Annotated in this window: 10 protein-coding genes and 1 riboswitch; of the genes, 4 read left to right on the top strand and 6 right to left on the bottom strand. The window is 33.9% G+C overall.

What is annotated here, in order from left to right; genetic code table 11:
* The 6 genes from FcAc13_RS04920 to thiB form a co-directional block, all read right to left on the bottom strand.
* Nucleotides 1–999, bottom strand: a 999-nt coding sequence (locus FcAc13_RS04920) for a two-partner secretion domain-containing protein (protein ID WP_187755087.1), incomplete at its 3' end; no start/stop codon positions are given.
* Between the two features lie 667 nt (nt 1000–1666).
* Nucleotides 1667–4429, bottom strand: coding sequence for a two-partner secretion domain-containing protein (locus FcAc13_RS04915; RefSeq protein ID WP_187755086.1), 2763 nt, complete (start codon nt 4427–4429; stop codon nt 1667–1669).
* Nucleotides 4430–5172: 743 nt separating this feature from the next.
* Nucleotides 5173–5985: a pyrroline-5-carboxylate reductase gene (gene proC / locus FcAc13_RS04910; RefSeq protein ID WP_187755085.1), complete on the bottom strand. Its 813-nt coding sequence runs from the start codon at nt 5983–5985 to the stop codon at nt 5173–5175.
* Nucleotides 5986–6270: 285 nt separating this feature from the next.
* The gene (gene thiQ, locus FcAc13_RS04905) at nt 6271–6999 is read right to left on the bottom strand and encodes a thiamine ABC transporter ATP-binding protein ThiQ (RefSeq protein ID WP_187755084.1); all 729 of its coding nucleotides are present in this window, start codon (nt 6997–6999) and stop codon (nt 6271–6273) included.
* On the bottom strand, nt 6992–8575 hold the full coding sequence (gene thiP / locus FcAc13_RS04900; RefSeq protein ID WP_187755083.1) for a thiamine/thiamine pyrophosphate ABC transporter permease: 1584 nt from the start codon (nt 8573–8575) through the stop codon (nt 6992–6994). Before thiP ends, thiQ begins: the two co-directional genes overlap by 8 nt.
* On the bottom strand, nt 8551–9543 hold the full coding sequence (gene thiB, locus FcAc13_RS04895; protein WP_187755082.1) for a thiamine ABC transporter substrate binding subunit: 993 nt from the start codon (nt 9541–9543) through the stop codon (nt 8551–8553). The genes thiP and thiB overlap by 25 nt, the downstream gene beginning before the upstream one ends.
* A gap of 70 nt (nt 9544–9613) precedes the next feature.
* A riboswitch (TPP riboswitch) is annotated at nt 9614–9738 on the bottom strand.
* A gap of 119 nt (nt 9739–9857) precedes the next feature.
* Here thiB and argS point away from each other — a divergent pair.
* The 4 genes from argS to ddaH all read left to right on the top strand — a co-directional run bounded on the left by argS (nt 9858) and on the right by ddaH (nt 15017).
* Nucleotides 9858–11594: an arginine--tRNA ligase gene (gene argS / locus FcAc13_RS04890; protein ID WP_187755081.1), complete on the top strand. Its 1737-nt coding sequence runs from the start codon at nt 9858–9860 to the stop codon at nt 11592–11594.
* A 507-nt stretch (nt 11595–12101) separates the two neighbouring features.
* Nucleotides 12102–13496 (top strand): branched-chain amino acid transport system II carrier protein, encoded by a 1395-nt coding sequence (brnQ, locus tag FcAc13_RS04885; RefSeq protein ID WP_187755080.1) that lies wholly within the window; start codon nt 12102–12104, stop codon nt 13494–13496.
* Nucleotides 13472–14023, top strand: coding sequence for an adenine phosphoribosyltransferase (gene apt, locus FcAc13_RS04880; RefSeq protein ID WP_187755079.1), 552 nt, complete (start codon nt 13472–13474; stop codon nt 14021–14023). Before brnQ ends, apt begins: the two co-directional genes overlap by 25 nt.
* Nucleotides 14024–14246: 223 nt before the next feature.
* Entirely contained in the window at nt 14247–15017 is a 771-nt protein-coding gene (gene ddaH / locus FcAc13_RS04875; protein WP_187755078.1) for a dimethylargininase, read from the top strand.
* The last annotated feature ends 5 nt before the right edge of the window (nt 15018–15022 follow it).

The raw sequence follows: 15022 nt of genomic DNA, 5'->3' as shown, positions 1-15022 counted from the left end.
TGTAATAGTTAAACCGCCAGCACTTGCCCCTAGTTGCCCAGCATTATGCACACCAACACCAGATTCAGTGCCGATCATTTGAATTTTACCCGCATACATTCCACCTAAAGCAGAGACATCAATAGCAAATTCCGGAGTATGTTCTTGTAGGTCTAGGTCATGTTGATCAAGTTGAGTAATTTTACCATCAACAGTAACTTCATTTAATCCAGTTATAACTTTTAAATCACTGGCCCATAATTCAGCATTGACATTAACGCTGCGTGCAATAATATCAGTGTAATCCTGTGCTGAACTATCTAATCCATCTCCAGTAATTGTGATATTACCGCCTTCAACCCGATAGCCAACTAATTGATCATTCTCGAATAGGGCTTTACCTGTCGTTAGCGTAGCCCGATCGGCATTAATGAAACCACACCCATCACAGGTTATTCCAGCTGGGTTGGCAATGATCACCTGAGCTTTTTTTCCGGCGACTTCAATATAGCCATTGAGTTTACTCGGATCTTTTGAATTGACTTCATTTAAAATGATTTTCGCGCTACCGGTGTCCTGCAATAATGCATTACCTTTGATATTACCACCAAGTTTACTCTTACTATCCGATTTTGTGTTATTTAAAATGACACCATTTTTATCGACATCAAATTGATTATATTTATTATGTGAAACGCCATTTTTATTCGGTGCAGCAATATTGACTTGTGTTGCGCCTTTGTCGGTTTGCGCAATTATCGGCCGTTGATGATTTTCGGCATTTTTATCTACAATGATGGTGCCAGCATAGCTTGGGGTTATCACACTGACTAATCCTAATGCCAGATATGACATAAAAACCATTGGTTTTAAAGTAAAAGCTTTATTACTTAGCTTGTGAACGGATTTCACTTTTTGACTACTGCGCGCATTACCCTGATGATTTTTGGTAATTTCCGACACCACCATTAGCATGCCACGCACACGATTAAAGACAACACGATAAAAGTATTTATTCATTGTTTTTTCCTTCTATTAATATTTAACGTTTAACAAAATATTAAACGCTGTAAAGTTCATCACTAATTAACGCGCTGTGAATAACTTTCACGTTAATCAATGAATAAATTACAGGGTGAATTTAGCAAAATATAGCTAATATCAATTCCTTATGGTACAACTTCAATTTTTGTGAAAAGACGATTTCTAATCAAACTTACTAACACAATTAGTGGTATTTTTTATCGTAAAAAAATTTATTAAATCTGCATCTTATAAACACACTTATAACGATAATCGGTTTAAATTTGTATAAATTTTGAAATGTTTAATATGTCCATTTATTATTTTAGTTATTAACTATCGCTTTCAATAAGCAGAACATGATAAGTTATTTTGAATAGCAGTCTGAATGTCAAATAAAGTAAAAAACTGGCTATTAGTTCTACTAATAATTTTTAGTGTTTCACAACACTTTATCATAATATTTTGATTAAATATTTAATTATTTAATTATTTAATTATTTAATTATTTAATTATTTAATTAATTTATAACATTACCGTTCAAAAGCTAAATTTCGTAAATTAAAATTATTATAGTAAATTGAAACCAAATACTAGCCAAAACACCTAAAAAATAGTAAATATGCATAAACATATTTACTATACCCCAAAAGTTAAGTTTAATTAAAACCAGTTATCATCATATTTATTATATTCATCAACAAGGAAATATTCAGATCCTTTACCGTAAATCCTTCCATTATAATTATTGATTGTTTTAGCAAAAATCTCTAATTCATTATTGCTTAATATTGATGCATTTGGATAATTATTAATTGTGTTTGCCTTGATAATCAGGGAATTTTCAGCGAATAAACCATAAATTCGACGATTCAATATTGAGTCTTCACCAAAATTGTCAATTTCTGAAGCTTTTATGAAAAGATTATTACCCTTTATAAAACCAGTTTGAAAATTTTTAAGATCTTGATTCAATTCAATATGAATATTATCAGCTTCAATATCGCTATAATTATTTAAATTATTTCCGTAAATAAAAACTTCATTCGCTTTAATATTGCCTGCTTCATGAGTAAATTTATCTGCACTAATACGAATATTTTTCGCTGTGATACTACCATTTTTGTTGGAAATATTTTTAGCAACAAGATTAAATTTATTATCGGCTATAATTTCTGTACCATTGTTATGAAGATCATCTGAAGTGATATCAATATCAATTGCTTTTAAGTTACCAAAACTATTATTGATATTATTACTGCGTATAATTATTGAATTTTCACTCAAAATAGTCGCTAAGGTATTATTGATACTTTTGGCTGTTAAAACAGTATTTTGACCAGAAGTTATTATAGCTTTATGATTATTAATATAACTTTCTGCTTTAATTAAAATATTACCTCCACTTACTATTTTAGAGGCCTCATTAGTTAAATATTTTAACGGTGTTGATGAATGAAAAGAATTTGCTGGGAAAATATCATTTGAATCGTCAGTACCTTTTATTGTTATATCACCATGCGCGGTTAGTGCGGTAATTTGATTTCTTATTATTCCACCTGCCATTATCAAATTGCCATTAATAACTTCAATAGTTAATGAATTGTTACTGATGTTATTACCATACATTGTCATATTATTATAAGCGACTAAACTAAGATAATCGTTATAAAGCTTATTTGTATCGAACACAATATCAAAAGCATTCATATATCCTGAATAATTACGTAAGTAATAAGCTTGAAATCTGATCTTATTTCCTGTAATTAATGTAGTACCATTATCAATATCGTATCCATGAAGGTATATGGAATCTGCAGTGAAATTGGCACCATGATTTATGATTCCTTCCCCTTTCATATCAATCTGTTGAAGGCTATGAAAATCAGAAAGTAAATTATGTATATTTTGTGCCTCTACGATAATATTATTTGCATTATAGATTGAACTAATATTTTCAATGTTGTTAGCTCGTACAGTTAGTTCATTTTTTGCTTTGAATACAGTATCTTTATTATTTAGCGTATCAGCATATATACCAATGTTATCACCATTTATCTCTGAAGCAATATTTTGCTGCTTTGAAGTTGTTAGGTTAATATCATCTGCTTCGAATTTTGATTCTTGGTTATGTATTTCATTACTTTTAACACTTAGTTTATGCTTGGCATTAAATTTTGAATGTTCATTATTGACAACATTGGCATTGATATTAATATTATCGCTTACTAAATCAGAATAATTAGATTTAATATTCTCCGCATTAATCACAATTTTAGATTCAGCTTTAAGTTCAGCGTTTTCATTAACAATATTATTAGCCTTAATTACTAAATTTTGTTCGGTTGTTAATTTGGCTTTACGATTCTCAAGCTCCTGACTTGTTAAGGTTAAATTACTAGCAGCTTGAATAGTACCTCCATTAATAATTTTACCATCGGTTGTAATAGTTAACTCACCTGAACTCGCCCCTAAGTACCCAGCATTATGCACACCAACACCAGATTCAGTGCCGATCAACTCAATTTTACCCGCATACATTCCACCTAAAGCAGAGACATCAATAGCAAACTCAGGAGCTCCTGACGTTTGGTCTGATTTTGTCACACTGCCATCAACAGTTACTTCATTCAATCCAGTAATAACCTTAAGATTATTAGCCCATAATTCACCATTTATGTTGGCACTTCGTGTAATAATATCAGTGTAATCCTGTGCTGAACTATCTAATCCATCTCCTGCAATTGTGATATTACCGCCTTCAACCCGATAGCCAACTAATTGATCATTCTCGAATAGGGCTTTACCTGTCGTTAACGTAGCCCGATCGGCATTAATGAAACCACACCCATCACAGGTTATTCCAGCTGGGTTGGCAATGATCACCTGAGCTTTTTTTCCGGCGACTTCAATATAGCCATTGAGTTTACTCGGATCTTTTGAATTGACTTCATTTAAAATGATTTTCGCACTACCGGTTTCCTGCAATAATGCATTACCTTTGATATTACCGCCAAGTCTACTCCTACTATCCAATTTTGTGTTATTTAAAATGACACCATTTTTATCAACATCAAATTGATTATATTTATTATGTGAAACACCATTTTTATTCGGTGCAGCAATATTGACTTGTGTTGCGCCTTTGTCGGTTTGCGCAATTATCGGCCGTTGATGACTTTCGGCATTTTTATCTACAATGATGGTGCCAGCATAGCTTGGGGTTATCACACTGACTAATCCTAATGCCAGATATGACATAAAAATTATTGGTTTTAAAGTAAATGCTTTATTACTTAGTTTGTGAACGGATTTCACTTTTTGACTACTGCGCGCATTACCCTGATGATTTTTGGTAATTTCCGACACCACCATTAGCATGCCACGCACACGATTAAAGACAACACGATAAAAGTATTTATTCATTGTTTTTCCTTCTCATAATATTTGACGTTTAACATGAATATTGAACCCTGTAAAATTCATCACTAATTAATGCGCTGTGAATAACAATCACATTAATCAATGAATAAATTACAGGGTGCATTTAGCAAAATATCGCTAATATCAATTTCTTATGCTACTACTTGATTTCTTGTAAAAAGGGTGATTCTAAACAAAATGCTTTATTATAATTAGCTTACTGTTGTGTTGTGACGATTTATGTAAATAAGGTGCTTTCATAAAAGCTATACCGATAATCTGTTGATGAATTATAAGTTATAAAAATTAGATCATTACAAATTAATTTAATATTAATTAAATTACCGCTTAATTAGCGGTAGCGATAACTTAAGTATAATAGATTATTTTACTCAGATGTCTATTAAATTACTGAATAAAAAGAGAAAATTTTCCAAAAATGACTGTAAAAGAGTAAGAATTATACTTTTAAGATAATTTGAAGCCTTGCTATGATGATACTACGTACTTTTTCGTATAAATGTACACCAGCATATTTAAATTTAAAAAAAGGGAACTTATCGCTAAAATTAAGCTTTAACATGGAAAAACCAGATATCTGTATACTCAATATCTGGTTTTAAACTTATAAAAAGAGATTCATATCGAATATGTTACATATATTGCTAAATTTAACCAACTCGTAATTGTTTATTTTCAACATTCATTAAATTTATCAAATAAAAAAATTATGAACATGATGAAAACTATTTTTCACCTGACAACTGTTTTGAACGGTTGATACACGCTTCTACTGCATCCATAACGGCAGCTCTAAAAGTATTTTGTTCTAACTCCTGTACGCCTTCAATGGTAATACCGCCGGGTGAGCACACCATATCTTTTAATTCACCAGGGTGCTTACCTGTTTCTAACATCAGTTTCGCTGATCCCATAACGGTTTGCGCCGCAAATTTATAAGCTTGTCGACGGGTCATACCGCCTTTCACCGCGCCATCAGCCAGTGCTTCAATAAACATAAAGACAAATGCTGGACCACTTCCTCCTACTCCAGTTGCAGAATGGACTTGATATTCAGGTAAGACCTCAGTTAAGCCAATACAATTTAATAAGGCTCTGACAGCTAACAGCTCTTCTGGAGTCACTTCCGTATTTGGCGTTAATGAGCACATCGCAGAGTTGACTAAAGCTGGTGTATTTGGCATAACTCGGATAATTTTTTGATCATAACCAATCACGGCTTCAATCATTTTAATTGTAATACCAGCAGCGACTGACACTACCACTGTCGACTTTTTGAGCTCTTTCTGTATTTCACTCAAAACATCATTAATATTGTTTGGTTTGACAGCAATAAATACGATATCGGCTTCTTTTGCAACTTCTTTTGCCGACTCCATCACATAAACTTCATAATTCGCTTTTAATTTTTCACCATTTTCTGGATGAATATCATAAACATAGAATTGTGATGCGGGAACAGATTGGCTAGCTATAATCCCTTGTAAGATTGCACACCCCATATTTCCCAGCCCAATAAATCCGATACGTTGTTCCATGAGGTTCCTCTTTGATTATTAAATAGATTTAGATTAAAAGTTATATAACGATTTAGGATAAATAGCAAAAGATATTTATTCAGTTTTATGGCAAATTTTAAGATTAACTCACACCTAGTAAATACTTTCGCCATTAAACACTCACCACAGTGTGATTAACTGGTTTTAGTTATGTGAACCGACATTCATAGGATCGATTTCACTTTCTTAAAAGAACAAGCATTTTAACAAGGTAGCAATAAATGATTAAACAAGGATAAAAAGATACAAATAATTACCCTAATATTAGCTATTGTTTTGCCATCTTTTGTTTATTTTATAAGATGCTATTCCTAAATGTAAGGCAACATCCGGGTATTGTTGGATTTTTTTAAAATCGCCATCATACGCAATTTTCCCATCAATTAGCACCAAACAACGATTATGACTAATATCAATATCATCTAACTGATGAGTCACCATTACGATTGTTAACTGGTATTCAGCATGAATCTCCTTAAGTAAACAGAACATTTCATTTTTAAGTTTTGGATCCAAAGAAGAAAAGGGTTCATCTAATAACAAAATGGGGCGACGTATCAACAAACAGCGACCGATAGCGACTCTTTGCCGTTGACCACCAGACAATTGTGCAGGATGCTTATCAAGATAATCAATCAATCCTATCCGTTTAGCAATATGATGTAAATTTGTCCGTTGTTCTGGCGTTAACTTCATGCCAGGACTGATTCCTAGTGCTAAATTTTGCTCAACTGTTAAATGAGTGAAAAGATTGTTATCCTGAAATAGTATTGATACTGGCCGTTTAGCAGGCGGTGTTGTCGTTACATCTTTGCCGTTTAGTATAATTTGTCCATGGTTAGGCGCAATAAATCCAGCAATGATATTTAACAAGGTACTTTTACCTGCGCCACTTGGTCCTAATAACGTCACAATTTCTCCTTTAGCGACAGAAAAATTGAACATCATAGATTGATTTTGGTAAGCATAGCTCACTTGATGTAATTCAATCATGGTGAGTACTCTCGAATAAATTGATTAATAAATAACTGATCATTAATAATATCAATGCTGATAATGATGCTTCCTGATAACGATAATGAGAAACTAACTCAAAAAGATAATAAGGTAACGTCATAAAGTCTTGACTACCAAATAAAGCAATAATGCCAAAATCACCCATTGACATCACGCAAGCAAATGCAAAACTATAGGCAAATAAGCGTTTTAATGCTTTATATTCAATTAAATATAAATATCGTATTCCTGATATATTCAATGATAATGCTAACCAATGATATCGTTTAGTTAAATCGCTGAGGGGGGTAGCTAAATGACGTAGGATAAATGGTAACGCCAACATAGCATTACTTAACACTACCAACAAAAAAATAAAACCGTGCATCTCTACCAAATTAAAAAATAGTAAAAAAAAACCGACCGACAATACCATATTTGGTATAGCCAGAATCAATGAACCAAGAAACATTAGATAATCACTAACAATGACTTTGCCCATTAAACGCAATCGACTATGCGTCCACAAAATAGAAACAGCGAATATCATAGCTAACAATGCAGAGCAGAACGCCACCGAAAGCGAAGTGATCAATGACCGAATTAACGTCGGTGTTACAAAAGACATTGCAAAATACTGTATAGTATCGATAACAATGGCAAATAATGGACTAATTATAAATAACCCACTAACAACAATAACCAAGCTTGCCAGACTTTTAGTCAAAATCGTAGCTTGTGGTCGATAAACCGCATAATTGAAGGTCAATTGTGGAGTATGTCTGGGGATGAATAACCTTAATATAATCATAAAGCCAATACAAAATAACAATTGAATTAATGATAATACTACTGCTTGAGATAATTCAAAATCCCGGATTGCTTGATAAATCGCCACTTCAATCGTTGTATATTTGGGGCTACCGCTTAACGTTAATACCGTGGCAAAGCTTGAAAAGCAGTACATGAAAATTAATCCACCTATTGGCAATAACTGTTTAGCTATTATCGGTAATTCAAGATATTTGAATGATTGCCAGGCATTAAAACCAAGCTGCTGGGCTAATTTTTTTTGTTCATTAGGAATGAGTTGTAAAGCTTGATAATAAACTTTTGTGGCAAAAGGGAAATTAAAAAATACGTGGGCTAATAAAATGCCATTTAAACCAAAAATTGAAAATGAATAGTTCATCCCCCAATAACGACAAAGCTGCGCTACCATACCCTGTGAACCATAAACAGATAACAAACCCGTAACGACGACTAACGAAGGTAAAGCAAAGGTTACCGAAAAAAAACTGAGCAAAAAGGATTTACAACGAAAATTGACTATATCCAGTGCTTTAGCCACAAACATCGCAAATATAAGTGATATCAAGGTTGATATAACAGCCTGAAACAAGGTAAAGGTAACCACATGTTGCAGGTAACTGTCAAAATACATTCCCTCTTCGCCCTGTTCATAAGCAAACAACCATAACGTCATTAAAGCACTGACCACCACCACAGCGACAAATAAAACCGCTAAGGTACCGGGTAGATAATCGGTTACTGACTGACGGAATTTTGCCATTGGGTGATCCATGATTTTTGATATTTTTCAACCTCATCAGCCGTAAACGATAATGAATGGGTGACCGAATCAATTTCACTGTATGCTTTAGGTAAATCAATCTTAATCGACGGATACATGTAATTCTTTTCGACAAATTGATGTTGAACGTTAGGCGTTAACAAGAATGCTAAAAATTGCTGCGCTAAAGCTTGTTGTTTGGTATAACGTGTCATCGCTGCTACTTCGATTTGTTGGTAATGACCGTCTTGGAAGATTGCAGCTTTATATTGATAATCGTTATCATTAATAATGTGTACTGTTGGCGACGTACTATAACTTAATACAAAATCAGCTTCCCCTTTTAAAAACAAACCATATGCCTCACTCCATCCTTTAGTAACGGTTAACGTATTCTTCGCTAGATCTTGCCAGGCTTGGTCAATCTTGGCACCATAGACTTTATTCATCCATAATAAAAAACCTAATCCAGGTGAGCTAGTTCGTGGATCTTGATAAACAATTTTCCAATTATGTTGGTTATGAATCAAATCATCTAAGCTCGTCGGCGGATTGGTGATGTTATTTTGATTGTATATAAATGCAAAATAACCATAATCATAAGGAATAAAATCATCATCCCACCAATTAACAGCTAAATCAGCCGGTTTCGTTAATTGATGCGGTTGCACTAATCGCGCTTTTTTTGCCGCACTGATTAAATTCGTATCCAACCCCAAAATAATATCGGCTTTGGTGTTTGAGCCTTCTAATCGTAATCGATTAAGGATCGTTACTGCATCACCTACACCAACAATCTTGACGGTACAGTCACATTGCTCCTCAAAGCCTTGTTTTATTTCATCTCCTGCTCCCCATTTAGATTGGAATGAACTATAACTATAGATAGTTAAAACTGGTTTATCCTTTGCCATCGCTAAAGGAGTTATGGCTAACATAAAGCCAATAATCAATAAATGACGAAACATTTTGCCTCCAATGTCAAAAAGTAAGAAAAAAGACAAAAGGTTTGAGTTGACACAAGATGATGCATAAGACATCTTTGATAGGCTCAATCCCTCCGCCGGTATTAGCCGGTTCAGGTTCGACGGGTCATGCTTTCCATAGTCCATGAAGCGCAACTCTCAGCTTGGCTTTCGCCTTTTGCTCCCCGTTGAGAACAATAATTATCTTAACTGAATTATTAATAAAGTAAATGCATATCACATTGTTAACATGACAATTGTCTCCTTTACAGGTATTATATTGCCCAATTTATTGCGCAATAATTAGGTACATTTCTGTGAATATTCAAAATTTATTATCTGACAAAATTAAACAAGCCATGATTGCAGCGGGTGCTCCACATGACTGTGACGCCTTAATTAAGCAATCAACAAAAGTCCAATTTGGTGACTATCAAGCAAATGGTATTATGGCTGTAGCCAAAAAAATGGCTATTAATCCACGCCAATTAGCCGAAAAAGTGGTTGCTGAATTAGAACTTACCGATGTTGCAGAAAAGATCGAAATTGCCGGTCCTGGATTTATTAATATTTTTCTCAAAACTGACTTTATTGCTCAGCTAAATGAAGCGGCATTGAATGATAACAAATTAAATCTGACTTTAGCCAGTCACCCCCAAAATGTAGTCGTCGATTATTCAGCACCAAATGTTGCCAAAGAAATGCATGTTGGCCATTTACGATCGACGATTATTGGCGATGCAACTGTCCGAGTACTGGAATTTTTGGGTCATCATGTTATTCGTGCAAACCATGTTGGTGACTGGGGAACACAATTTGGAATGCTGATAGCTTATCTGGAAAAGATGCAAAACGAAAATGCTAATGATATGGCATTAGCTGATTTAGAATCATTTTATCGTGCTGCAAAAAAACATTACGATGAAGATGAGATATTTGCTGAAAAAGCGCGAAATTATGTTGTCAAATTACAAGGTGGTGATGAATATTGCCGTAATATGTGGCGTAAGCTAGTTGATATAACTATGACACAAAATGTCGCTACCTATCAACGTTTAAATGTCACTTTATCACTTGAAGATACCATGGGTGAAAGTATTTATAATGCCCTATTACCAGACATTGTTGCTGATCTTAAATCTAAAGGCTTAGCCGTGGTTAGTGAAGGTGCTTTAGTCGTGTTTTTAGATGAATTTAAAAACAAAGAAGGCGATCCGATGGGTATCATCATTCAAAAACGTGATGGCGGTTTTTTATATGCCACCACGGATATTGCGGCCCTAAAGTATCGTTATGAACGATTACATGCCGATCGGATATTGTATTATACTGATTCACGCCAACATCAACACTTGCAACAAGTATGGTTGATTGCCCAAAAAGCACATTACATTCCAGAAACTTTAGCATTAGAACATCATATGTTTGGCATGATGTTAGGAAAAGATGGTCGACCATTTAAGACTCGCTCCGGTGATACAGTTAAACTCAACGATCTTTTAGATGAAGCTTGCGAGCGTGCAACTAATTTAATAAAAACCAAAAATCCAGAACTTACTGCCCAAGAGTTAGCTGAAGTTGTCGATGCGGTAGCGATAGGTGCAGTCAAATATGCTGACCTTTCTAAAAACCGGACTACTGACTATATATTCGACTGGGATAACATGCTCTCTTTTGAAGGTAACACTGCGCCTTACTTACAATATGCTTATACCCGTGTACTATCAGTATTTAGAAAAGCCGAGCTGGCGATAAACGCAGCATTGCGCGGTAATATCTTGCTAACGCAAGACAAAGAGCGAGCATTAGCCATTCGTCTAGCGCAATTTGATGAAACTATCGCTACAGTCGCTAAAGATGGTTTACCACATATTTTATGTAATTATTTATATGATATTGCTACTTTATTCTCAAGTTTTTATGAAAACTGTCCAATTTTATCCGCTGATAATGATTTACAAAAACAAAGTCGCTTAAAACTAGCTGCTCTAACCGCGAGAACATTAAAAATAGGTTTAGATATGTTAGGCATTAAGACAGTTGAAAAGATGTAATTTTCCTTAAAGATTAATCTCTATCCGGTGATATTAAGCATCACCGGACTATGTACCTTCTAGTTGTCATAGCCTTTATGAATTCAATCTGCTAAGATTTTATTTTGTAAAAATTTAACTCCATAACAGCAACCATAGCCTACTTAGGCGATATCACCGTTACTAAAATGTCAATATATCAAACTACGGATCTTCATTTCGTTCTCTATATTTATTTTATGAGTAATGATATTTCACTAATTCGCTTAAAATTGATTATTGTTATTATGTTAACTTTAGCTATTTAATATCGAATCCACCAATCTAGAAAAACACTTCTTTGATCATAATAAAACAGAAAAATATTCACTATGCATCATTAAAATATGTGATACTAATTTTTAAATGATTATTTCAAGGTTATTACATTATATAAGTCTAGGAAATACATCTAATTTTGCCAAAAACACTCAGTAAAGTATATAATAGTCAGTTTTTGAGTTTCGATCTAAATTATAAAGGGATAATATGCGGATTTTTGTAATTGGGATAACATTGTTTGCACTGTATTTTGGTGCAGGCAATCTTATTTTTCCAGTGATGCTAGGACAATTGTCGGGCGATCATTTTGCGTTGGCCTCATGGGGATTTATTATTACTGGGGTTATACTACCCTTATTAGGTGTGATTGCGGTAGGATTTTCCGGTGAGCAAGATTGTCTGAAAATTACCCAACGTGCGGGAACGATATTTGGTTTTATTTTTGCCACAACCCTTTATCTTACCATTGGTCCGCTATTTGCTATGCCAAGAACAGGAAGTGTATCATATGAAATTGGCATAAAACCATTTGTTAGTGAAAATCATAGCTCGTTAACTTTAGCCATTTTTTCAATCTTGTTTTATGGGTTATGCTGCTTTCTATCTTTACGCCCGCATAAATTTATCGATATCGTTGGTAAATTTTTAACACCCATCAAAATCGGCTTTATTCTGATCTTAATTTTGGCTGCGTTATGTTTTCCTATGGGCATACCATTACCACCTGTTAACATAGACTATCAACAAATACCTTTTTTTACCGGTTTTTCACAAGGTTATTTAACTATGGATACTTTAGCATCTTTAGTATTTGGTATAATTGTTGTACAAGGTATTGTACAGTCTGGCATAGAGGATAAACATAAAATTATGCTTGGTTGCTTTAAAGCTACTTTGATAGCTGGCGCTATTTTAGCTTTTTTCTACATCGCTTTAGCTTATATGGGCGCAAGTAGTGTTTCTCAATTAGGGATACTTAAAAATGGTGGACAAGTGCTGGCACATGCATCAAATTATTATTTTGGTACTTGGGGTAATCTGATATTAGGTCTAATGGTGATAGTTGCCTGTATGACAACCAACATTGGTTTGACGCATGCCTGTGCCAATTATCTTGTTTCACTATATCCTAAATTGACTTATCGTCATTATGCGATTTTATTTACTATTATCAGTGCGTTATTTGCCAATATTGGGCTTAATGCCCTGATAGCATTTTCGGTTCCGGTATTATCTGTCATCTATCCTGTAACCATTGTGTTCATCGCACTAACTTTTATTCATCGACTATTTGATGGTTATAAGTTAGTTTATATTGGTGCGATCTATTTTACGCTTTTTACCAGTATTCTATCTGAACTCAATACTATGCTTTTACCAGATACAACATTATACGAATATCTACCAACTATCGCTCAACTTGTTAATCTACTCCATAATAGATTTATCGATTACATGCCTTTATATCAACAAGGAATTGGGTGGATCACACCAGCGATTATTGGTGGTATACTGGGCTACATTGTTGCTAAGTATACCACCCAGAAAAAAATTTTTGCAATTAAGGAACATGAGTTATGCCAAACAACCAAGCACAATTAGATTTTATTAAAAATAGTATTATTACTATTCCTGATTATCCGAAAAAAGGAATTCTATTTAGGGATATTACCAGTTTATTGGAAAATCCAGAGGCTTTTAAAACAACGGTTGAATTACTCGTTGCACACTACCGTAATAAAAAAATAGATAAAGTTGTTGGTACAGAAGCCAGAGGATTTATTTTTGCTGCACCTGTCGCTTTAGCTCTTAATGCGGGTTTTATTCCTGTTCGTAAACCACACAAGTTACCTCGCCATGTTTTTAAAGAAGAATATCAATTAGAATATGGTAAAGATGCATTAGAGATCCATACCGATGCCATTAATCCTGGTGAACGGGTACTGATGATCGATGATTTATTAGCGACTGGTGGAACCATCGCTGCCACTACAAATTTAATTCGTAAAGCAGGTGGAATCGTTGAAGATGCTGCTTTTGTAATTGACCTACCTGATTTAGGTGGTAAAACCAAACTTACTGAAATGGGAGTAAATTGTTTTACATTAGTCGAATTTGCTGGTGAATAATTTTAAACTCGGGCAATATGATTATTGCCCTGCTTTAATTTTCATGAAACGTTTCCCTAATCTCCCTACTTTTTTCAATCCGATTAACCAATAGTTATGAAATTATTTTTATTTATTGTATTAATATACAATAAAAACAGCATAAAAAATCAATTTAGTGCTTGATTAAGCAAATAATGTGAATTATTATTCATTAATAAAGCATAATTATTAAGGAATGAAAATGACAAAATTCAACCACATTATTACTAGAACTCCTGCCAAATCACTTATCAATGGATTGACTTCAGCCAATTTAGGTAAACCTGATTATCAAAAAGCTTTAGATCAACATAATAATTATATCCGCGCATTACAAAAATGTGATGTTGATATTACAATTCTCCCCGCTGATGAAAATTTTCCCGATTCTGTCTTTGTTGAAGATCCGGTATTGTGTACACCACATTGTGCCATTATTACGCGACCAGGTGCAGAAAGCCGCCGAGGTGAAACCCAAATCATAGAAGAGACTATTAAACGTTTTTATCCCGATAAAGTACAAAAAATTACCGCCCCAGGAACAGTAGAAGCAGGCGATATCATGATGGTAGATAATCATTATTATATTGGTTTATCCGCCAGAACGAATCAGCAAGGTGCGGAACAAATAATTGCAATCTTAAATCAATATGGTATGACGGGATCCATCGTTACTTTAGAAAAAGTATTACATCTCAAAACAGGTCTGGCTTATTTAGAAAATAATAATCTATTAGCAGCTGGAGAATTTATTACTAAACCCGAGTTTCAACATCTTAACATAATTGAAATTCCAGAATCTGAAAGCTATGCTGCTAATTGTATATGGGTAAATGGCAAAGTTATTATGCCTGCAGGATATCCAATAACTCAAGCAAAAATTGCAGCTTTAGGTTATCAGGTTATTGAAGTTGATACCTCCGAATATCGAAAAATTGATGGTGGCGTTAGTTGTATGTCATTAAGATTTTAATACTA

Origin of the sequence: Frischella japonica (assembly GCF_014489845.1) — a bacterium.
Taxonomy (GTDB): Bacteria; Pseudomonadota; Gammaproteobacteria; order Enterobacterales; family Orbaceae; genus Frischella; species Frischella japonica.
This window is presented reverse-complemented; position numbering and strand designations above follow the sequence as displayed.